The organism is Bifidobacterium sp. SO4 (genome assembly GCF_018555355.1).
GTDB lineage: Bacteria > Actinomycetota > Actinomycetes > Actinomycetales > Bifidobacteriaceae > Bifidobacterium > Bifidobacterium miconisargentati.
This window is the reverse complement of sequence record NZ_JAFEJP010000016.1, coordinates 40747-62433: the sequence shown is the minus strand read 5'-3', so window position 1 is coordinate 62433 and position 21687 is coordinate 40747. Positions and strand designations below refer to the sequence as shown.

At 64.2% G+C, this 21687-nt stretch carries 15 protein-coding genes; 11 read left to right on the top strand and 4 right to left on the bottom strand.

Going from position 1 to position 21687, the window contains the following annotated elements; all coding sequences use genetic code 11:
• Positions 1-65 precede the first annotated feature (65 nt).
• From JS536_RS10070 to JS536_RS10020, 11 genes are all read left to right on the top strand, one after another.
• Positions 66-1004 (top strand): ATP-binding cassette domain-containing protein, encoded by a 939-nt coding sequence (locus JS536_RS10070; RefSeq protein ID WP_214356814.1) that lies wholly within the window; start codon positions 66-68, stop codon positions 1002-1004.
• Entirely contained in the window at positions 1001-1987 is a 987-nt protein-coding gene (locus tag JS536_RS10065; protein WP_214356813.1) for an ABC transporter permease subunit, read from the top strand. The genes JS536_RS10070 and JS536_RS10065 overlap by 4 nt, the downstream gene beginning before the upstream one ends.
• 625 nt (positions 1988-2612) lie before the next feature.
• Entirely contained in the window at positions 2613-2912 is a 300-nt protein-coding gene (gene gatC / locus JS536_RS10060; protein WP_044089358.1) for an Asp-tRNA(Asn)/Glu-tRNA(Gln) amidotransferase subunit GatC, read from the top strand.
• Between the two features lie 5 nt (positions 2913-2917).
• Positions 2918-4459, top strand: a complete 1542-nt coding sequence (gatA, locus tag JS536_RS10055) for an Asp-tRNA(Asn)/Glu-tRNA(Gln) amidotransferase subunit GatA (protein WP_214356812.1) — start codon at positions 2918-2920, stop codon at positions 4457-4459.
• 30 nt (positions 4460-4489) lie between these two features.
• A complete protein-coding gene (gatB, locus tag JS536_RS10050; RefSeq protein WP_214356811.1) occupies positions 4490-5989 on the top strand; it encodes an Asp-tRNA(Asn)/Glu-tRNA(Gln) amidotransferase subunit GatB in 1500 nt (499 codons plus the stop codon).
• Positions 5990-6263: 274 nt separating this feature from the next.
• Complete coding sequence (locus JS536_RS10045) at positions 6264-7307, top strand: GNAT family N-acetyltransferase (protein WP_214356810.1); 1044 nt, start codon at positions 6264-6266, stop codon at positions 7305-7307.
• A 6-nt stretch (positions 7308-7313) separates the two neighbouring features.
• The gene (locus JS536_RS10040) at positions 7314-7628 is read left to right on the top strand and encodes a DUF2469 domain-containing protein (RefSeq protein ID WP_033890645.1); all 315 of its coding nucleotides are present in this window, start codon (positions 7314-7316) and stop codon (positions 7626-7628) included.
• A gap of 283 nt (positions 7629-7911) precedes the next feature.
• Positions 7912-9525 (top strand): NAD(P)-binding protein, encoded by a 1614-nt coding sequence (locus JS536_RS10035; protein ID WP_214356809.1) that lies wholly within the window; start codon positions 7912-7914, stop codon positions 9523-9525.
• 401 nt (positions 9526-9926) lie between these two features.
• Positions 9927-12128: a transcription termination factor Rho gene (gene rho, locus JS536_RS10030; RefSeq protein WP_214356808.1), complete on the top strand. Its 2202-nt coding sequence runs from the start codon at positions 9927-9929 to the stop codon at positions 12126-12128.
• 98 nt (positions 12129-12226) lie between these two features.
• Positions 12227-12616 (top strand): chorismate mutase, encoded by a 390-nt coding sequence (locus JS536_RS10025; RefSeq protein WP_214305008.1) that lies wholly within the window; start codon positions 12227-12229, stop codon positions 12614-12616.
• A 122-nt stretch (positions 12617-12738) separates the two neighbouring features.
• Positions 12739-14868, top strand: coding sequence for a hypothetical protein (locus JS536_RS10020; RefSeq protein ID WP_214356807.1), 2130 nt, complete (start codon positions 12739-12741; stop codon positions 14866-14868).
• A 313-nt stretch (positions 14869-15181) separates the two neighbouring features.
• Here JS536_RS10020 and valS read toward each other — a convergent pair whose 3' ends face one another.
• The 4 genes from valS to JS536_RS10000 form a co-directional block, all read right to left on the bottom strand.
• The gene (gene valS, locus JS536_RS10015; RefSeq protein ID WP_214356806.1) at positions 15182-17932 is read right to left on the bottom strand and encodes a valine--tRNA ligase; all 2751 of its coding nucleotides are present in this window, start codon (positions 17930-17932) and stop codon (positions 15182-15184) included.
• 143 nt (positions 17933-18075) lie between these two features.
• On the bottom strand, positions 18076-19728 hold the full coding sequence (locus tag JS536_RS10010; RefSeq protein ID WP_214356805.1) for an ABC transporter substrate-binding protein: 1653 nt from the start codon (positions 19726-19728) through the stop codon (positions 18076-18078).
• A 277-nt stretch (positions 19729-20005) separates the two neighbouring features.
• A complete protein-coding gene (gene nth, locus JS536_RS10005; protein WP_214356804.1) occupies positions 20006-20674 on the bottom strand; it encodes an endonuclease III in 669 nt (222 codons plus the stop codon).
• 26 nt (positions 20675-20700) lie between these two features.
• A complete protein-coding gene (locus JS536_RS10000) occupies positions 20701-21498 on the bottom strand; it encodes a response regulator transcription factor (RefSeq protein ID WP_214356803.1) in 798 nt (265 codons plus the stop codon).
• Positions 21499-21687: the final 189 nt, after the last annotated feature.

Genomic DNA, 21687 nt, shown 5'->3' with positions numbered 1-21687 from the left:
AGCCATACGTCGACAGCCAGGCCGTCGCACTGGCGAGGCGCCGGCTTGTCACCTAGAGTTGAACCATGATTGAGGTTGAGGGGCTCAGTAAACGGTTCAAATCCAAACAAGCACTCAGTGACGTGACGTTCACCGCCGAGGACGGCAAGGTCACGGGTTTTCTGGGGCCCAACGGCGCCGGCAAATCCACCACCATGCGCGCGATGCTCGGTCTGATCGCTCCGGACGACGGCCATGCGCTGATCGACGGCAAGCCATTCGTCAGCCTGCGTGCGCCCATGCGTGCCGTCGGAGCGGTGCTGGACGCCAAGTCGGCGCATCGGTCGCGTTCGGCCCGTGACCATCTGCTTGCGCTGGCCTACACCAACAATATCCCCAAACGCCGGGTGGACGAGGTCATCGACATGACCGGCCTGACCAGCGTGGCCAAGACCAAGGCGGGCCGCTTCTCGCTCGGCATGAGCCAGCGGCTGTCCATCGCCGCGGCCCTGCTGGGAGACCCGCATAACCTGGTATTGGACGAGCCGATCAACGGACTCGACCCGGAAGGCGTCAAATGGGTGCGTGAACTGTGCCGCTACTATGCCTCGCAGGGACGTGCCGTGCTTCTGAGCTCGCACCTGATGAGCGAGGTGGCGCTCACCGCGGACAACCTCGTGATCATCGGCCAGGGACGCATTCTGGAAACCACCACGGTCGGCAGGTTCGTGGCCGAGCATTCCGCACGTTCCATCCGCATGGTCACACCCGAACCGGCCAAGCTCATGGCGATTTTCGCCAATGCCGAAGGGGTCGACGTCACGCCGGACCAACGCACGCCTGCGGACCCGCCCATGGGCGAGGTGTTCCGCATCACCGGCGCCGATCTGGTGGCCGCCGCCCGCGTGTTCGCCCAGGCGGGGCTGATCACCTACGAACTCGTCGAGGAACATGCCTCACTTGAGGAGGCATACATGGCCCTGACCCATAACCAAACCGAATACCGTGCGCAGGAGGTCGGATGATGAACGGCCCGGAGATGGATGCCTTGAATCCGGATGGTGAGAAAACGGCCATGGCCAGGGACCGTGTCCCTGCCTCGTCCCGTGAAACCGGACGCCGCGCCAACCGTTGGAGTCGCCGTATCCGATTGTCCTTCCTCGGCGTGCTCAAGGCCGAGCTGCTCAAGCTCAAATCGCTGAACTCCACCTGGATCCTGCTCGGCCTGGCCTCCGCGCTCATGGTGGGCATGGCCGCGCTGAGTGCCTGGACCATCACGTTCATGGCCACCATCGACATCACCACCGGCAAAACGCTTGACCATCCCAAGCCGCTCGCCGCCGCCGATTTGTGGGCCGTGCTGGCGTCCTCGGGCAGCACCGCGGCGCTGGTGATCGGCATCTTCGGCGTTATGGCCATCACCAGCGAGTACACCACGTCCGCCATCCAATCCAGCCTGACCGCCAATCCCAGACGCGGCATGTTCTACGTTGGCAAATCGCTTGCCGTGGCGCTGTACGCGCTCGCTTCCGGAATCGTGGGCATATTGCTGGCATCCGGCATGCTGTTGCTGTTTGCCAGAGGCTATGACGTCACGCCGCTCGAAGGCGACCAGTGGCGCATCATCCCCATCACCGTGGCCGGCTTCCCTCTGATCATCATGCTCATCGCCCTGATGGCGGTGGGATTGGGGGCGCTGACCCGCTCCACGGTGGGCGGCGTGAGCACGGTGGTCGTACTGCTCATGGTCCTCTCCTCCATACTGGCCATCGTCTCCATGGCGGTCAGCCAGGTCTCCTGGCTCGGCACCCTGGCCTACCTCACGCCCGACATGGCGATGAACAACTTCCTCGGCGGCAGCATCCGCAGCGATGCCGTCTCCTCGGTCTCGGTCCTGCAGGACTACTGGATTCCCGAATGGTGGCAGTCCGGCCTCATCCTGCTCGCCTGGGTCGCCGTCGCCTGGATTGGAGGCCTCGTCGTCACGCAACGCGCCGATGTGAAGTGACGGCATACGGCGCCTGTTTCTTCGATGCTTCAGCAGGGTTGCTCAATGCCCTCGACGTGTCCTGTTCGCGAGTTTGTCGGGGATCGAGGGATTCAGCAGTCTCTGTTAAACCAAGATTGACATGTGGTCCTTATTCTCGGCGTCCCTTGCCGGAGGATCTGCCGGCGCAGTCGGATTGGATGCACGTCAATCCTGGCTTAGCAGGGCCGTTCAGTATTGTGTTCGCTCTCCTGAGTGTTGCCGGACGGGCGCTGACGGCAGGTAAAACGCGGTTCTACAGATATGTTGCCTTTCTTGCTTGCTGATGGCTGCTCCGCAGAGCAAGAAAGGTGGATTGGTCCCTATGCTGCCTCGTTGATAGGCATCTGATGGGGGCATAAGGGGCAGCTGCCCCTGTTCTGCCCCGCCTGCATGTCATAAAAGGAGCATCGGCGGCACCTGCTCCCCGTTTTACCGCGCCGCACCGGTCCTCAACGGTCCTCAACGGTAAATCCCGGTCAGCCGGTGCCTGGACTGCCTCGCCTGCATTTGGCCCCAAGCGCCCGGAAGCCCATCGGCCGACCGCCGGCCCATGCTTCGAGCGGCGGTATTCCGCGTGTCACAAACCACTCGTATAGTTGGGCCCATGCCAACATTTTCACGCGAAGAAATCGTGCATTTGGGCGATCTTGCCCGAATCGCGCTCACCGATGAGGAAATCACCCGTCTGCAGGGCGAACTGAACGTCATCGCAGACTCCATCAACAAGGTCCAGGAAGTCGCTTCCGACGACGTCGAGCCCACCGCCAACCCGGTTCCGCTTGAGGCCTACCTGCGCCCGGACGTGGCCGAGACCCCGCTCACGCAGGAAGAGGCGCTCGCCGGCGGCCCGAAGACCGAGGCCGGTATGTTCGTGGCACCGCGAATCCTGGGAAGCGAGGAGTGAACCCGATGAGCAACGAAACCGCATCTCTCGTCAAGCTGTCCGCCGCCGAGCAGGCCGCCGCCATCAAGAAGGGCGACGTCACCTCCCGCGAGCTCGTCGAGGCCCACCTCAAGGTGATCGAGGCCGCCGAGCCGTCCATCAAGGCCTTCCTCAAGGTCTCCGGCGACGTGGCCCTGGAGCAGGCCGACGCCTTCGACAAGAAGTCCGCCGAAGACAAGGCCGCCCTGCCCGAACTGGCCGGTGTGCCGATCGCCATCAAGGACATGATCGTCACCAAGGGCATCGAGACCGCCGCCGCCTCCAAGATCCTCGAAGGCTGGGTGCCGCCGTACGACGCCACCGTCATCGAAAAGCTCAAGGCCGCCGGCATGCCGCTGCTCGGCAAGACCAACCTGGATGAGTTCGCCCAGGGCTCCTCCACCGAGCACTCCGCCTACCAGACCACCCACAACCCGTGGGATACCGAGCGCGTGCCCGGCGGTTCCGGCGGTGGCTCCGCTTCCGCGGTCGCCGCGTTCGAGGCCCCGCTCGCCCTCGGCACCGACACCGGCGGCTCCATCCGTCAGCCCGGCGCCCTGACCGGCACCGTGGGCGTCAAGCCCACCTACGGCGGCGTCTCCCGCTTCGGTGCCATCGCCATGGCCTCCTCGCTCGACCAGATCGGCCCGGTCTCCCGTACCGTGCTCGACTCCGCCCTGCTGCAGGAAGTCATCGGCGGCCACGATCGCCGCGACTCCACGTCCATTCCGGAAGGCCCGCGCCCGATGGTCGCCGCCGCCCGCGAGGGTGCCAAGCGCGACCTCAAGGGCCTGAAGGTCGGCCTGATCAAGGAACTCGGCGGTGATGGCTTCCAGCCCGGCGTCGAGGCCCGCTTCAACGAGGCCGTCGACAAGCTCAAGGAGATGGGTGCCGAGGTCGTCGAGGTCTCCTGCCCGCACATCGGCTACTCCCTGGGCGCCTACTACATCATCATGCCGTCCGAGGTGAGCTCCAACCTGGCCCGCTACGATGGCATGCGCTACGGCCTGCGCGTGATGCCGCCGGCCGGCGTGCCGCAGACCGCCGCCAACATGATGGCCTACACCCGTGAGGCCGGCTTCGGCGACGAGGTCAAGCGCCGTATCATCCTCGGCACCTACGCCCTGTCCGCCGGCTACTACGACGCCTGGTACGGCTCGGCCCAGAAGGTTCGCACGCTCATCATCCAGGACTTCAAGAAGGCCTTCGAGCAGGCCGACGTGCTGGTATCCCCGACCTCCCCGTCCACCGCCTTCAAGTTCGGTGAGAAGATGGACGATCCGCTGGCCATGTACATGAACGACATCGCCACCATTCCGGCCAACCTCGCCGGCGTGCCGGCCATGTCCATCCCGGCCGGCCTGTCCGACGACGGCCTGCCCGTGGGCTTCCAGTTCATCGCCCCGCAGCAGCGCGACGAGGTCATGTACAAGCCCGCCGCCGCCCTCGAAGCGGCGCTGGAGGAAAGCTGGGGCGGCCCGATTTGGAACAGCCTCAAGACCCCGTGGCTTGACGGCCTGGCCAAGTGACGGAAGCATCGGAAGGAAAACACAAACATCATGGCTGAAAAACTGATGAAGTACGCCGATGCCACCAAGAAGTATGACGTGGTCTTCGGCCTGGAAACGCACGTGGAGCTCAGCACGAACACCAAGCTGTTCTGCCCGGCCCACATCGAGTTCGGCGGCGAGCCGAACACCCAGCTGACCCCGGTCTCCCTGGGTCTGCCGGGTTCCCTGCCGGTGGTCAACAAGACCGCCGTCGACTACGCGATCAAGCTGGGTCTGGCCCTGCACTGCGAGATCGCCGAGTGGAGCCAGTTCGCCCGCAAGAACTACTTCTACCCGGACATGCCGCGCGACTACCAGATCTCCCAGTACGACAAGCCGACCAACGGCAACGGCTACCTGGACGTCGAGCTTGAGGACGGCACCGTGTTCCGCGTGCCGATCGAGCGCGCGCACATCGAGGACGACGCCGGCAAGAACACCCACGTCGGTGGTGCTGACGGCCGCATCGAAGGCGCCGACCACTCCCTCGTGGACTACAACCGCGCCGGCGTGCCGCTGATCGAGATCGTGACCAAGCCGATCGAGGGTGCGGGCGACCGCGCTCCGGAGATCGCCGGTGCGTACATGCGCGCCATCCGCGACATCGTGCGTGCGCTGGGCATCTCCCACGCCCGCATGGAGCAGGGCAACATGCGCGCCGACGTGAACGTCTCGCTGCGCCCGTCCGCCGACGCCCCGTACGGCACCCGTTCCGAAACCAAGAACGTGAACTCCTTCCGCGGCATCGAGAAGACCATCCAGTACGAGATCCGCCGTCAGGCCGCCCGTCTGGACGAGGGCAAGGAGATCCTGCAGGAGACCCGCCACTGGGATGAGGCCTCGCAGACCACCGCCGGCGGCCGCGTGAAGTCCGATGCGGACGACTACCGCTACTTCCCGGATCCGGATCTGGTGATGCTGCACATCACCAAGGAGCACATCGCCGAGATCCAGGCCCAGATGCCGGAGATGCCGCGCGAGCGCCGCAACCGTCTCAAGGCCGAGTGGGGCCTGACCGACCTGCAGATGCGCGACATCCTCAACGCCGACGCCCTCGACCTCATCGAGGAGACCGTCAAGGCTGGTGCCTCCGCCGCCGGTGCCCGCAAGTGGTGGCTGGGCGAGCTGTCCCGCGAGGCCAACGCCAAGGGCGTCTCCCTCGAGGAGCTGCCGGTCACCCCGGCGGACGTGGCCGAGGTCGAGAAGCTCATCGCCGACGGCAAGCTCAACGACAAGCTCGCCAAGCAGACCGTCGCCGGCGTGCTCGCCGGTGAGGGCACCCCGGACGAGGTCGTCAAGAAGCACGGCTACAAGATCGTCGAGGACAACGGCGCCATCGAGTCGGCCGTGGACGCGGCGTTCGAGGCCAACCCCGACGTGGTCGAGAAGCTCAAGAGCGGCAACATGAAGCCGATGGGCGTGATCATCGGCGCCGTCATGAAGGCCACCCGCGGCCAGGCCGACGCCAAGGCCGTGACCAAGGTCGTCATGTCCAAGATCAAGGGCTGATTGTCTTAAGGTCTCTCATTTAGGCTCCCCTCTTTGAGGGGAGCTGTCAGCGAAGCTGACTGAGGGGAGTGCCGGATTCGTCCGCGTGCTTTCCCGGTTCGCTTTGCCGGACGGCTCCCCTCCTCGAGGGGAGCCTTTCTCGTATACCTCTCCTTATGCGCCACCGGCGTAAACATGTGGCGAACATCCCACTTCAGCCCGTTTCCAGCTTTCGTCCAGTCGAGTAAGATAGGTTCGGCACTGCAATATGAGTCGAAACAGGGGACGAGTACCAATGGCAGGGACCAACGAGGTGTTGAGCATGGCTACTGATGCGCGGCTGAAGCGTGATTTGTCCGAACGCATCGTCATTCCTCCGATTCGCGGCGAAATGGTGCATCTGCGCCCGGCCACCGTGGAGGATCTGCCCCGCTTGGATGAGCTGGACGCCTTCTATGGCGCCTCCAAGATCACGGGCAAGGACGCGGCCACCGAGCGTGCCGTGGTGCACACCTGGGTCCGTCGCTCCCAAGCCTGGGAGGCCGGTCAGGCTCCCGCCGAATCCGGCGTGGGCGATCCCGAATCCCGCCGCACCATCGCCTGGGCCGTGCTGACCGACGCCGATCATGACGACGATGGCAAGGTGGATGCCGCCTCGACCGGCAACGTCATCGGCATGATCTTCCTCATCGACATCGATGGCTGGTCCCGCTCCGCACGCATCCAAATCGTGCTCGGCCGCGACTACCGTGGCCGCGGCTACTCGCGCGACGCCATGCCGCGTGTGATGACGTACGGTTTCGCCCCCGAGCCGGCCGGACTGGGCATGCACCGCATCTGGGTGGGCGTGCCGGAGAAGAACAGCCGCTCCATCTCCGTCTACCAGTCGCTCGGTTTCGTGCCGTCCGGCACCTCGCGCGACGCCCTGTGGGACGCGGAGAACAACAAGTACCAGGATCTCATCGTCATGGATACGCTGGTGGACGAGTACGATCCGATCCGTTCGCTCGACGCTTTCGGCATGCACCTCATCGAGGACAATCCGGGCGTCAAGGAGGCCCTGTCCGCCCGCGAGCACTCCATCGCCATCCAGCAGAACATCGCGAGCCCGGCCGATGCGCAGGACGGCGATGCGGGCAGCGCCCCGGCCCCGAAGCCGGCGGCAGCGGCACCGCAGCGGCAGGAAACCAAGGAAGAGCAGCGGAGCGACTCCGGTGCGAACCGGATCGCCGACGAAGAAAGCAACTGGCCGTACGGTCAGAACGAACGCAAGACCTCGAAGGAAGCATGGTGGCGTACACTGGGCCGAGGCCGCAAGCGTGACACGGAAAGTGAGTAATCAAGCATGAGCGCCGAGGATCTCGACAACTACGAAACCGACGCCGAACTCGCACTGTATAAGGAATACCGAGACGTCATCAAGCTCTTCACCTACGTGGTGGAGACCGAACGCCGTTTCTATCTGGCGAACAAGGTGGACTTCAACGTCCGCTCCGCCGGACAGGACGTGTACTTCGACGTGCAGCTCACCGATGCGTGGGTGTGGGACGTGTACCGTTCCAGCCGTTTCGTCAAGTCCGTCCGCATCGTGACGTTCAAGGACGTCAACGTCGAAGAGGTGCAGAAAACCGACATCGACATCCCTGACGACATCCATTAACGACGGATTCATAACCGATTGTTGTCGTTGACCGCTGAGGGAGCGGGATAGATGACGCTGGACACACTCAAGGCCGTTTGGCCAAGCTTACGGTCCAGCATCACCTATCCCGCTCCCTCAGCTCGTTGTTGGAGGAGGCAGACCGCGATTGGTCTGGGGGAAAGATGGTTCTGCCGTTTTGTTGTCGCGACTATGAATATTCGTTGAGGAAATGCACAAGGTCGGCGTGCGCTTCCGGGGCTTGGGATAAGCTATCGCTGATTTGGTTAGAAGGAGATTTCAAGTGAGCGAAAAGCAATCCGTGGTGATTATCGGCGGTGGCCCCGCCGGTCTGACCGCTGCCTGGGAGTTCGTCAAGGACGGCGGCGCTGAGAACTACGACGTGACCGTGCTCGAGGAGACCCGCGAATTCGGCGGCATTTCCCGCACCGTCAAGCACAACGGCAACCGCATGGATATCGGCGGTCACCGCTTCTTCTCGAAGGACACCCGCATCATGGACTGGTGGAAGGAGGTCCTGCCGCTGCAGGGCGCCCCCAGCTATGACGACAAGAAGCTCGGCCGTCACCATGATCTCGAACCCGGCGGCCCGGATCCCGAGGTCACCGATGAGGTGATGCTCAAGCGTCACCGCGTCTCCCGCATCTTCTACGGCGGCCGCTTCTTCGACTACCCGATCTCCCTGAAGCCCGCCACCTTCAAGGCCATGGGCTTCGTGATGACCATGCAGGCCGGCTTCAGCTACCTGAAGTCCATGTTCCACAAGCTGCCTGAGGACAATCTCGAGAACTTCTACATCAACCGCTTCGGCCGCAAGCTCTACTCCATGTTCTTCGAGGGCTACACGGAGAAGCTGTGGGGCCGTCACCCCTCCCAGATTTCCGCCGATTGGGGCGCCCAGCGCGTCAAGGGCCTGAGCGTGATGGGCGTGCTGAAGAACGCCTTCCAGAAGCTGCTGCCCAAGAAGCGCTCCAACGCCGAGGTGGAGACCTCCCTCATCGAGGAGTTCTGGTACCCGAAGTACGGTCCGGGCCAGCTGTGGGAGACCGTCGAGAAGCGCTGCGCCGCCAACGGCGCCAAGGTAATCACCGACGCCAAGGTGATCGAGGTGCGCCAGTCCAACGGTTCCATCTCCTCCGTGGTCTACGAGGATTCCGAGGGCAACCGCACCGAGTTGGCCGCCGACCAGTTCATCTCCTCCATGCCTATCAAGGACCTGGTCAACGCCATCGACGCCGCCGGTGAGGACGCCGAGGCCCCCGAGTCCAAGGTCGCCCCCGCGGACATGACCACCATCGCCAACGGCCTGCCGTACCGCGACTTCGTGACTGTGGGCCTCCTGGTCAAGCGCATGCGCCTGAAGAACACCACCAACATCCCCACCCTCGGCAACCCGCCGATCGTGCCGGACTGCTGGATCTACGTGCAGGATCCGGGCTACACCGTGGGCCGTATCCAGGTGTTCAACAACTGGAGCCCGTACCTGGTCAAGGACGTGGACAACACCGTCTGGATCGGTCTCGAGTACTTCTGCAACGAGGGCGACGCCTTCTGGAACATGAGCGAGGAGGACTGCGTCAAGTTCGCCATTCACGAGATGGTGCGCATGAAGGTCATCTCCAGCCCGGACGACGTGCTCGACACTCACCGCGAGAAGGTCAAGAAGGCCTACCCGGCCTACTTCGACACCTACGCCCAGATGGACGAGCTCGTCGAATACCTCGACTCCTTCGGCAACCTCTACTGCGTGGGCCGCAACGGCCAGCACCACTACAACAACATGGACCACTCCATGGCCACCGCCATCGAGGCCGTCGGCAACATCAAGACCGGCAAGACCTCCAAGAAGAACGTGTGGTCGGTCAACACCGAAAAGTCCTACCACGAAGAAAAGTAGATAACGGAGCGTCAACGGCCTTTTCTCAGCGCTCGACGTACCTTCGTACGCCTTCGGCTTCGAACGGCCGTTGCCGCACACGTTATTTACTTTTCTTGGAAAAGCACCGCTTTTCTTTCGGCTCCCCTCTTTGAGGGGAGCTGTCGAACGAAGTGAGACTGAGGGGAGCCCCGCTGGAAATCACAGCCGGGCTCCCTTTCGTTTTCTCCCCGGCTCCCCTCGCTGAGGGGAGCTTTTTTACTATGTGTGCGCTGTTTTTGCGTTGGTCGGCGAGCCGTTGTACAGTATTCGAAGTTCGCTAGGTAACAGAGACGCCGCGAACCTCTATGTGCGGTACAACCGCAAATCACTCTTAACGCCGTCAGAGGCGCAAGCCTGTTCGGTATGGAAAGGGCACACTAGTGGCAAACAGCCAGAATCTTGAGGATATGAAGCTGCCTGAGCTCAAGGAGCTCGCCAAGCAGATGGGTCTGCGCGGAACGTCGACCATGCGCAAGCCCGACCTTCTCGCCACCCTGCAGGCCGCGCGCAACGGCGGTGAACCGCCGGCCGGCGTCACGGTGCGCGCGCCCAAGACCGCCGCTCCGGCCGCCAAGGAAGCCGCGGAGACCAAGCCGGCCACCGCCGACCAGGCCCCGGCCGTGCAGCCCGTTCCGACCGCCGACCAGCCTGCTGCCGCTCCCGCCGCAACCGCACAGGACCAGCCGCAGCAGGCCCCGGCCGAAACCGCCGAAAAGCCGTCCAAGGCCGAAAAGCCCGCCAAGTCCGGCAGGGGCGAGAAGTCCGTGTCCGACGTCGTGGCCCAGCTTGACCTGCCGTCCCTGGATGCCGCCGCCTCCGAGCCGCGTCGCTCCCGTCGTGCGCTGGATAACAAGGATGCCAAGGATCACGCGGACGACACCCGTTCCTACCGTCGCAACAAGAACGACGATCAGGCCGAATCCGGCCGTCGCAAGACCCGTCAGCACACCGATGGCGACGACCTGCTCGCCACGCTCGACCTTGGCGGCGATGCCGAGGGCCGTCGTCGCCGCAACCGCCGCGACGAGAACGCCGAACCGCTGATTCGCCGCGTGCGCGACGATGAGGACGAGCAGCCGCGTCGTCGTCGCCGTCAGGAAGGCGATGAGGAGAACGTGCGCGACCTCGACGACATCCTGGCCACCCTGCCCACGCAGAAGCAGGAGCAGTCCGAGGACGCCGAACAGGGCGAGGAACGCGATTTCGTGCGCCGCAGCCGCAATCGTGACCGTGGCAACGACCGTAACGATCGCGCCGAGCACAATGATCGCACCGACCGCCGTGGCCGTCGCCTGCGTGGCCGCGACCGCGACAACATGGGTGCCGGCGACGATGATCGCCGTTACGACGATCGCACCGACCGCGGCAATGATCGCGCCGACCGCAACGATCGCAACGACCGTGCGGACCGCCGCGAGGAGCCGCAGGAGGATCTGGTGCCGGTGGCCGGCATCGTGGACGTGCTGGATTCCTACGCCTTCGTGCGCACCTCCGGCTACCTGCCCGGCCCGAACGACGTGTATGTCTCCATGGGACAGGTCAAGAAGTATGGCCTGCGCAAGGGCGACGCCGTGCACGGCTCCATCCGCGCCCCGCGCGAGGGCGACCGCCGCAACCAGCGCCAGAAGTTCGTGCCGCTGCAGTCCATCGACTCCATCAACGGCCAGAGCGTCGAAGAGGCCCTGAACCGTCCGCAGTTCTCCAAGCTCACCCCGCTGTACCCGCAGGAGCGTCTGAAGCAGGAGACCACGCCAAACAAGATCACCGGCCGCATCATGGATATCGTGGCCCCGATCGGCAAGGGCCAGCGTGGCCTGATCGTCTCCCCGCCGAAGGCCGGCAAGACCATCACGCTGCAGAACATCGCCAACGCCATCGCCACCAACAATCCCGAGGTGCACCTCATGGTGGTGCTGGTGGACGAGCGTCCGGAAGAGGTCACGGACATGGAGCGCACCGTGCAGGGCGAGGTCATCTCCTCGACCTTCGACCGTCCGGCCTCCGACCACACCACCGTCGCCGAACTCGCCATCGAGCGCGCCAAGCGTCTGGTGGAGCTCGGCCAGGACGTGGTGGTGCTGCTCGACTCCATGACCCGACTGGCCCGCGCGTACAACATCGCCGCCCCGGCTTCCGGCCGCATCCTGTCCGGTGGTGTGGACGCCCAGGCCCTGTACCCGCCGAAGAAGTTCTTCGGCGCCGCCCGCAACATCGAGAACGGCGGCTCGCTGACCATCATCTCCTCCGCACTGGTGGAGACCGGCTCCAAGATGGACGAGGTGATCTTCGAGGAGTTCAAGGGCACCGGCAACATGGAGCTGCGCCTGAGCCGTGAACTGGCGGACAAGCGACTCTTCCCGGCCATCGACATCAACGCCTCCGGCACCCGCCGCGAGGAGCTGATCACCGAGCCCAAGGAACTGCCGATCATCTACCGTCTGCGCCGACTGCTCGGCGGCATGGAGCCGGAGCAGGCCTACCAGACGCTGGTGCCGCGCCTCAAGAAGACCGCCACCAACCGCGACTTCCTGGCCGCCATCGTGCAGCAGGCCAACAACGGCAACGCCGTGAACGGCAACTGATTTCGATTCCTTGGTTCCCCTCGCTAGCGGTGAGGGGAACCTTTTTAATACACGATGGAGCATCGACGGCTTCCCAAGACTGGAGTATCCTCGAATCTATGAGCGAAACGAGCAGTGACTGGCAGAGGACGACCATCGATTCCGCCCAAGCGGCGGCCCACCCGGAGACCGCGAAGGCGGTGGCGCAGATCAAAGCGCTTCGTCAATCCATCGACAACATCGATTCCGCGGTCATTTCACTGCTCGCCGAGCGGTTCAAGACCACGTCCCAGGTGGGCGTGCTGAAGGCCAACGCCGGATTCGCCCCGGAGGACACCAAGCGTGAGGACTACCAGATCGAGCGCCTCCATCGCATCGCCGTCGATGCCGGCCTTGACCCGGAAATCGCGGAGAAATACCGCGAATTCGTGGTGACCGAAGCCAAGAAGCGTCACCAGCGCATCGCCGATGCCGGCGGTGATCCGGGCGTTCTGGACGTGTTCGCCTAATTTTCGCTGGGGCGTGCCTCGACTAGATTGATACGGAGTTGGTTATCCGCCCCGGTCCGTGAGTCGCGCGCGAGTGCGCCGCCTGATGCATGTTGACCGGCCGTATCGATGGGATTGATGGTATGAAGCTTGCCGCCGCCTTGGTCAGCTGCGCCCTGTGCGTGACGGCCGCCACCGGTGGTGCATGGCTCAGCCGTCCGGCCGACGTGGACTACGGGCCTCTTCTGGCCTCCGCCGCCGACCGATACGCCGTGCTGGATGACGGGGGCGCGCCCGTACGCTGGTATGTGACCGGTTCTGCAAACGGGACGGTCGCGTCCGACGCCGATTCTGACACCGCTTCCGCCGTCACGCGCATTCCCGCCGACTCCGATACCGCCCCGGCCTCCCCGTGGAAGATCACGGTCACCTACTCGCTCGATGGTCCGAACGTGGACGCCGCAACCGTGAGCGGCGCATCCGGTCTCGTCGGCATATACATCGATGTCAAGCCCGCCACTGACGAGGCTGACGACAGTGTTCCCGTCGTCGCGTTCACCGTGCCCACCCAGGTCTCCGACGACATCTCCGTGGATAAAGGCGTTTTACTCGCCACGCAAGGTTCGGACACCGTCGTCGCGGCGGCCGGTAAAGCCGGTTCCGGCCTGAGTTTCAGCTGCTATATGAACGCCAAGGACTTCACGATGAGTACCGTGGCGCTCGCCTCGCTGTCTGAGGCGGCCGGTGAATCCGGCAACGCCGCGTCGGTCTCAGGTTCCGATGCCGCACAACTCACCACGACCGCAGCCGCGCTGGTCGACTCCCTGACCGACGCCGGCTCGGGCGAGCACCAGCAGCTCGTGGATCAGCTCAAGGCCCTGCGGGACAACGAGCGCAAGCTGGACCAGTCCGTGGTGGCCGAGCGCAAAGCCGCCCACAAGCAGACGTTCGAAGGCTACATGGCCGCGTACGTGGGCTCGTACACCAATCACCTGTCCGGTTCCATCGGCACGTCCACACAGCTGCCCGCGCTGATGGGAACCGCCGGCGAACTGTCCGGCGATACGCCGCTCGCACAGGCCGTGATCGACCTGGCCAACGCGGTGAACAACGTGAGCGCCGCACACATGCACGCGGGTGCCGTGGATGCGCTGGACGAGGTGATCCGCCGCATCCAGCAGCAGGGCACCACCGGTCTTATTGACGATCTGACCTCCGAGGCTGCCGGGGAGGCCACCAAGGGATTCAAGCAGTACTCCGAGGGGCAGAGCCAGCTTTCCGCCGCGATGATCCCGTATTCGATGAAATACACGGACGTCTACACCGCCAACCTGTCCGCGCTGACCGGCGGCACGTCCTTCGGCGCCTCTGCCTACGCACAGCAGGCCATCGCCGAGACGAACGACAGCGACGATCTGAAGGACGCGCAATCCAAGGTGGACGCCGCCATGAGCACGCTTGCTGCGGCCTGCGAGCACACCGGCAAATCCCAGGCGCTGAAGCAGATCGTGCTGCGCTTCTCCGATCAGTTCGAGGGCGGGGACAATGCGGACGCCACGCAGGATGGCAGCGCGGACAGTGATTCCGGCAATACTGGAGCCACTACGGCTTCGGATGCGGCGAAGACGTCCAAGAATGGCGTGAGCAAGAACACCGAAACCAGTCAGGCCGAAACCATCAGCGAATCTCGTGCGCTCGCCGGACTGGTGGATCCGCAGTCGCAGTCGTTCTACGGCCGCACCAAGGCCGCCGACGCCAAACGCAAGGCCCAGGCCGCACTGAAGCAGGCCGAGGCCGCCAAACAACAGCAATCGCAGGACGCCAACGCCTCGCTCGTGGACGATACGATGTCCATGTCCGCCGGCGACGTGATGAGTTACGCCAATGGTCTCACCTCCGCGTTGGGCGGCGGAAAGTCGTCCGGTGACTCCGGTGCGTCCGGCAACGTCGATGCCGGTCAGTCTGGTCAGTCTGGTCAGTCGCAATCCAATACGTCCGGTTCCGGCGGCTCCGGTGACAGTGCCTCGTCAGCATCCGGCAAATCGGGTAAGTCCGGCGATGCCGCGGACGACACCGATGCCGCGCCTGTCCTGTTCGGCTTCGACAGGGGCGGTACGTTGCTCACGCATGACATGAGCACGCTCATCGGCGAGACCGTGGAACTCGGCGACGCCGGCACACTCATTGCCCAAGCCATCACCCAACTCGGCTCGTCCGTGCCCCAAGCCAACACCGGCGATCCCCGCTACCTCTTGGTTATCCCTACCGTCTGATCTGTAAGGAGATACCTTCATCGCCGGGGAATCGGTACAGGCCGTGGTTGGCGTGAGATTGCGGTGTCTGCAATTACACGGAAATATGAATATATGGTATGAAAACGATATGGAGGAAGCCCCGACCAGTAACGGTCGGGGCTTCCCCCATTAGGTACTCCCCTCAGTCACCTACGGTGACAGCTCATCTGCAATTAGGGACGAACTTCGTTCGCATTTTGCTGGCTCGACTGTCGTCTCGCACATTGCCTACAAACAGCTCTGCTGTTTGCTTCACGGCAATGTCCTTAGAGAGGGGAGCCAAGGGCAGGGCTTACTTCGCCTTCTTGACGGGCGGTTCGCCGAGCTCGCTGGACTCGACGGCAACCTCGGCTGCCTCAGTGGCAGCGGCTTCGGCGGCGTCCTCGGCGGACTCCTCCTCAGCGTGCTTGGCCACGAGATCGAACTTGCCCACCACACGGCCGGCCTGCGCGATATCGGTCAGCGCGGCGCGAATCGCGTCCACACCGTCCTGCGCGGCGGTCAGCGCAACGGAGAGAATCGGCGTCTTCATGGAGACCTTGGCCTCGGACTTGATCTTACGCAGCTGCTCCACGGCCTTGCCGGCCCAAGCCAGCGTCTCCGGCGAAACACCGGCGGCAGCCGCGGCGTACGGCTCCGGGGTCGGCCAGGCGGCGCGATGCACCGAACCGGAACCGGCGTGCATCCAGCTCCACACCTCTTCGGTGGCGTACGGCAGGTACGGGGCCAGCAGGCGGGCGAAGGCGTCCAGGCCCAGGCCCAGTGCGGTGCGGGCGGAACGGACGGCCTTCTCGGACGGGGCCACGCCCTTCTCATCCGGGGTGCCGTAGGCGCGGTTCTTGACCAGCTCGATGTAGTCGTCGCAGAACTGCCAGAAGTAGGACTCGATGGCCTCCAGCGCCTTGGAGTGCTCGTAGGCTTCCAGCGCGTCGGTGGCCTGGCGGATTACATGGGCCAGCTTGGCCATGGCGGCGCGATCCAGCGGCTCGGTCACATCGGCCGGGTTCCACACGGCCTCGGCCGCGGCACCCACATGATGGTTCTCGTCCTCGCGGCCGATGGCCAGTGCGAACTTGGTGGCATTCAGCAGCTTGATGGCCAGTCGACGGCCGATCTTCATCTGGCCGATGTCGTACGTGGCATCCAGACCCAGACGGGCGGCGGCGGCCCAGTAGCGCACGGCATCCGCGCCGAACTTCTCGATCGGCTCGTTCGGCACCACCACGTTGCCCTTGGACTTCGACATCTTCTTGTGGTCCGGATCGAGGATCCAACCGGACAGCGTGGCGTGGGCCCACGGCAGGCACTTGTTCTCAAGGTGCGCGCGGTCCACGGTGGAGAACAGCCAGGTACGGATGATGTCCTGGCCCTGCGGGCGCAGATCCATCGGGAACGTGGCGTTGAACAGGGCCTTGGAGGCCTCGTCCGGCTCGGCCCAGTGGGTCACGATCTGCGGGGTGAGCGAGGAGGTCGCCCACGTATCCATGATGTCCTTTTCGGCGGTGAAGCCACCGGGCACGTCGCGCTGGTCCTCGGTGTAACCGGTCGGCACGTCGATGGTCGGGTCGATCGGCAGGATGTCCTCGCTCGGGGTGATCGGGTGATCGTAATCCGGCTCGCCATCGGCCTTGACCGGGTACCACAGCGGGAACGGCACGCCGAAGAAGCGCTGGCGGGAGATGAGCCAGTCGCCGTTGAGGCCGTGGACCCAGTTCTCGTAACGCACGCGCATGAAGTCGGGGTGGAAGTTCAGCTCCTTGCCGCGCTCGATGAGCTCGGCGTTCAGCTTGGCGTCCGTGCCGCCGTTCTTCAGGTACCACTGGCGGGAGGTGACGATCTCGAGCGGCTTGTCGCCCTTCTCGTAGAAGTTCGTCATACGCTTGGTCGGCGTCGGCTCGCCGTCCAGATCGCCGGACTCGCGCAGCTTGTCCACGATCACCTTGCGGGCGGAGAACGTGGTCTTGCCGGCGGTCTCCGCGAAGATCTCGCGGCCGGCCGGATCGGTGATCCAGTCCGGGGTATCCATCACGATGCGGCCGTTGCGCTGAATGATCGGGCGGGTGGGCAGCTTGAGATCGCGCCACCACTGCACATCGGTCACGTCACCGAACGTGCAGCACATGGCGATGCCGGCGCCCTTGTCCATCTCGGCGGCCGGGTGGGCCAGAATCGGCACCTTGACCTTGAACAGCGGGGAGTAGACCTCCTGGCCGAAGTACTTCTTGTAGCGGTCGTCGTCCGGGTTGGCGATCAGCGAGGTGCAGGCAGCCAGCAGCTCCGGGCGGGTGGTCTCGATGTAGATCGGGGTGCCGTCCTCGAAGCGGAAGGCCACCTTGTGGTAGAAGCCCGGGTACTCGCGGCTCTCAAGCTCGGCCTGGGCCACGGCGGTCTGGAAGGTCACGTCCCACAGGCCCGGGGCGTCCTGCTGGTAGGCCTCGCCGCGGGCGAGGTTGCGCAGGAAGGCCTTCTGGGCCACGCGCTGCGGGTGCTCGCCGATGGTGTGGTAGGTCTGGGACCAGTCGATGGACAGGCCCAGCTTGCGCCACAGCGCCTCGAACAGCTTCTCGTCCTGGGCGGTCAGCTTCTCGCACAGCTCGATGAAGTTCTTGCGGGAGATCGGGACCTGGTCCTTGGCGTCGATCTTCTTGCCGTCGGTGCCCTCGAACGGCGGCTTGAAGTCCGGGTCGTACGGCAGGGAGACGTCCACGCGCACGCCGTAGTAGTTCTGCACACGGCGCTCGGTGGGCAGGCCGTTGTCGTCCCAGCCCATCGGGTAGAACACGTCGAAGCCGCGCATGCGCTTGTAACGCGCGATCACATCGGTGTGCGTGTAGGAGAACACGTGGCCCACGTGCAGCGAACCGGAGACGGTGGGCGGCGGGGTGTCGATGGAGTACACGGCCTTGCGGTCGCGGGTGTTCTGGAATTTGTAGGTGCCGTTCTCATCCCAAACGGCGCGCCACTTATCCTCAAGACCGTCCACGCCGACCTTGTCGGGCAGTGGGGTGAGGCTGGCGTTGATGATGGAATTGCCTTCAGTCATAAGGCCAAAGTCTATGCGTGTTGCATGACAAGGCGGCCTTTTCCGGCCCTTTTGCCGGTGACCCCGTGGGCGGTGCATTGGGGCTTGACGTCCAGTGCCGGGAGCTGCGGAATCCGGGTGGGCCTGCCACGCTCCTCGGGATTTCAGCCGATGCGTACGTTCGCCAGCGGCAGTCGCTGATCCGTCAGTGCGGTCGGGTACCCGCTCACGCCGCTTCGCGCGGCCGTGAAACAGGCCCGTGTGTACAGCCAGTCGGCGGCCGCATCCTCGCTGAGCAGCCGCGCATATGTTTTCATCCGCTCCGCATAGTCCGCATCGTTCGTGGCCGCCCGCGCCGATGCATACGCTTGCTGCGCCTCCGCGCGGTCATAGTGGAACGGTCCGTTCCCGTCCACGAACAGGCCGGCGTCGTCCGTGCCGTCCATGCTCATCAGCGTCATCTCCCACGTGCCGGTCTGGATACGCGCCGCGTAATCGGCGTCGGAAAGCACTTCAAGGTTCACGCTCGGCCGCGGTCCCTGTTCGATCTGCTGCTTGATGGTCTCCGCCAACGTTCGCCAACGCTCGGTGACCACCAGATTTACCGTCGTCAGGTACTGGTCGCCGAAATACCCGAACATCGACTGCGCTTGGGCCGTGTCATAGGGGAACAGCCCGGTCAGATCCTCATAGCCCGATTCGAGCGGGCTGATAGGTCCGCCCAACGCTCCATCGCTGTCCGCCTGTGAGCCCGTGATGCCGGCCGCGTCGATCTGGTAGCGGAACGCCTTGCGCGCCTGTTCGTCCGAGAGCAGCGAATCGGTGCCGTGATTGTACGCCAGCATCACCTTGCTCGTGGTGGCGCCTTTGGTCACGGTGATGCCGTTCGTTGTGCTTGCCTTCGCGGACTCGCTCTGCAGCGACGCCGCCGCATCCGCGCCGAGATTTTGGGCCAGTTCGATATCGCCGTTCTGCAGGGCCTTCACCAGCGCGGCGTCACTGTCGTATTTGGTCACGGTCACGGCGGCGCTCGCCGCCTTGGTGCCGTGATACTCGTCATTGCGTGCGAGGGTGAGTGATTGGCCGGAACGGAAGCCGCGCACGATGAACGGTCCGGAACCCACGGCCTTCGCGGCGTAATCGGTGCCGTCCGCTTCCGCGTCGAATACGACGCCGAGCTTGCCGGACAACGTTCGCAACAGTGTGGGATTCGGCTGGTTCAGGGTGATGACGACGGTCGTGGCGTCCGGATTGGTCACCGAGGCGAGGCTGCCGAGACTGTTCGTATCGCTGTTGCTGATGGAATTACCGGCGGACTGATTCGTGGTCTGGCTCGCGGCCTGACCATTGACCGCCTGCTGCAACGACCACACCACATCCGCCGCGTCCAACGTGTGCCCATTGGAGAACGTGACGTTTTTGGCGATGGTGAGGGTGTAGGTCAGGCCGTCATTCGCCACGGTCCATTTCGTGGCGAGTCCCGGCTGAAGCCGGTTCTGCTGGTCCACGGTGACAAGCGTTTCGTACACGTTGCCGATGAGCAGTCGTTCAGCGGGGGAGACGGTGTCGATTGCGGTCGGATCGGCGGCGGCTTCGCTTGCTTCCGATGATGCGGACGGTCGGATATCCAGCGATTCCGGCATATCCGTCACGCCAACTTTTACGGTCGTGGCATCTTCGGTGCCCGCATCGCCGAACGGAATCATCGAACGATGATTGATGACCGACCAGCCGGCCCAGACGAGCACGCTGAGCAGTGCGGCCACCCCCAGAAAGACGCCCCACTGAACCCACGCATTGTCCCGTCTGCTTCGCATGGAGCCCAGTCTAGCGGTGGCGAGCGATGGGGAGACGGTGCGGGCGTAGGTTGCATGCCATGCGTTGGCTATCTGACTTCACTGACGGTTCTTTTTGCGACGTTCTCTAACCGGTGACTGGCGGTTTGCCGTCGCTAAGCGGCTCAGTGATGGCAGAAGGCCAGTGCTTGGACGCATGCCGTCGCGAAAACCGGATTTAGCAAAGGGAACGAGCCAAGTACTGGCCCTCCTCCTTCACTGAGAGGTTTCAGCGATGCCGTGTGACCAGCCCTTGGTCTTACGCCTTCGCCGGCTCGAAGCTGGGACAGGAATCGGCGAGCGGGCAGTGCTCGCAGTCCGGCGTGCGGGCATGGCAGATGGCCCGGCCGAACAGGATGAGTCGATGGGACAGATCCGTCCATTCCTCGGGTGGGAAGCAGGCGGTGATCTCCTTTTCGACCTTGACCGGATCGGACTTCGCGATGCGCCAGTCCGAACGCCAGCGCAGACGGCCGGTCACGCGCATCACATGCGTATCCACCGGGAAGCCGGGGATGCCGAAGGCGTTGCCAAGCACCACGTTCGCGGTTTTGCGGCCCACGCCCGGCAGACTGGTCAGCTCGTCCATCGTATGTGGCACCTTGCCGCCGAACCGTTCGTCCAGGGCGGTGGCAAGGCCGATGAGATGCTGGGTTTTGGAGCGGTAGAAGCCCAACGGATGGATGATGTCCTCCACTTGGGCGGGGTTGGCGGCGGCCAGCGCGGCGGCGGTGGGGAACGTGGCGAATAGTTCCGGGGTCACGGTGTTCACGCGCTTGTCCGTGGTCTGGGCGCTCAGCACGGTGGCGATGAGCAGTTGCAGCGGCGTGGAGAAATGCAGTGCGCACTCGGGAGCGGGAATCACCTGACACAGGATGGCGTATTCATGATGCATCCGCTCGATTCGCGCGGTTTTGGTCTCGCGCATGGGGTTTGCCTCGAATCGGCTCGGAATCAGGCGGCGGTGTTGAGCGCCGGAGCGCCGCCGTCGGCATCAGGATCGACTGCGTCACTGCGGATGGCCGACTGTGCGGCCTGCTTGGCCGCGGCCTCGCCACGGTCGTTCTCGGGCGGGTCGAAACGGTAGCCCACGTTACGCACGGTGCCGATGAGATGCTCGTATTCGCCGCCGAGCTTGGCGCGCAGACGACGGATGTGCACGTCCACGGTGCGGGTGCCGCCATAGTAGTCGTAGCCCCACACCTCCTGCAGCAGCTGGGCGCGCGTGAACACGCGACCGGGGTGCTGGACCAGGTACTTGAGCAGTTCGAATTCCTTGTACGCCAGGTCGATGGGGCGGCCGTGCAGGGAGGCGGTGTATCCATTGGTGTCCACGATGAGATCGCCGGAGCGGATCTGCCCGTCCTCCACGGTGGTGCCGGGTTCGGTGGAAGCGCCGGACGGCGAGCTGGTCGCGGGCGCATTGCCGCGCTCGGAGACGAGGCGCAGGCGGCCTTCGACCTCGGCGGGGGAGGCGGTGGTCACCACCACGTCCGCGATGCCCCACTGGGAGTTGACCACGGTGAAGCCGCCTTCGGTGAGCACCAGCACGATCGGTGTGGACAGGCCGGAGGCGTGGATGAGACGGCACAGCGTCTTGGCGGTGGCCAGATCGTCGCGGGCGTCCAGGAACAGAATGGTGTTCTCCGGCATCTTCACCAGGCTTGCCGCATCCATGGGCAGCACGCGCACACGATGGGAGAGCAGGGCGAGGGACGGCAGTACGGTGGCGGGATCGCTGGCGAATGTCATCAACGTAAGATCCGTCACGCTAATTCCCCCTCTTACTTGATTTCGCGGCAGGACCGCGATTCTTATCGATGCAAGGTCCGTGAGTCGAACGTTGTCACGCCGCTGCCGTCACGTTGACATTATTGTACGCGCGTGTGCGGGACACATGGATGTTACGTATGCGGAATATGAACGTGCCCCGTCTGCGAG

Excerpts from the sequence above, each read along its gene's own strand:
- JS536_RS10045 (WP_214356810.1), top strand. The coding sequence starts at position 6,264 with ATGGCAGGGACCAACGAGGTGTTGAGCATGGCTACTGATGCGCGGCTG.
- valS (WP_214356806.1), bottom strand. The coding sequence starts at position 17,932 with ATGACTGAAGGCAATTCCATCATCAACGCCAGCCTCACCCCACTGCCC.
- JS536_RS10000 (WP_214356803.1), bottom strand. The coding sequence starts at position 21,498 with ATGACATTCGCCAGCGATCCCGCCACCGTACTGCCGTCCCTCGCCCTG.
- JS536_RS10020 (WP_214356807.1), top strand. The coding sequence starts at position 12,739 with ATGAAGCTTGCCGCCGCCTTGGTCAGCTGCGCCCTGTGCGTGACGGCC.
- JS536_RS10065 (WP_214356813.1), top strand. The coding sequence starts at position 1,001 with ATGATGAACGGCCCGGAGATGGATGCCTTGAATCCGGATGGTGAGAAA.
- JS536_RS10010 (WP_214356805.1), bottom strand. The coding sequence starts at position 19,728 with ATGCGAAGCAGACGGGACAATGCGTGGGTTCAGTGGGGCGTCTTTCTG.
- nth (WP_214356804.1), bottom strand. The coding sequence starts at position 20,674 with ATGCGCGAGACCAAAACCGCGCGAATCGAGCGGATGCATCATGAATAC.
- JS536_RS10040 (WP_033890645.1), top strand. The coding sequence starts at position 7,314 with ATGAGCGCCGAGGATCTCGACAACTACGAAACCGACGCCGAACTCGCA.
- gatA (WP_214356812.1), top strand. The coding sequence starts at position 2,918 with ATGAGCAACGAAACCGCATCTCTCGTCAAGCTGTCCGCCGCCGAGCAG.
- gatC (WP_044089358.1), top strand. The coding sequence starts at position 2,613 with ATGCCAACATTTTCACGCGAAGAAATCGTGCATTTGGGCGATCTTGCC.
- JS536_RS10025 (WP_214305008.1), top strand. The coding sequence starts at position 12,227 with ATGAGCGAAACGAGCAGTGACTGGCAGAGGACGACCATCGATTCCGCC.
- JS536_RS10070 (WP_214356814.1), top strand. The coding sequence starts at position 66 with ATGATTGAGGTTGAGGGGCTCAGTAAACGGTTCAAATCCAAACAAGCA.
- gatB (WP_214356811.1), top strand. The coding sequence starts at position 4,490 with ATGGCTGAAAAACTGATGAAGTACGCCGATGCCACCAAGAAGTATGAC.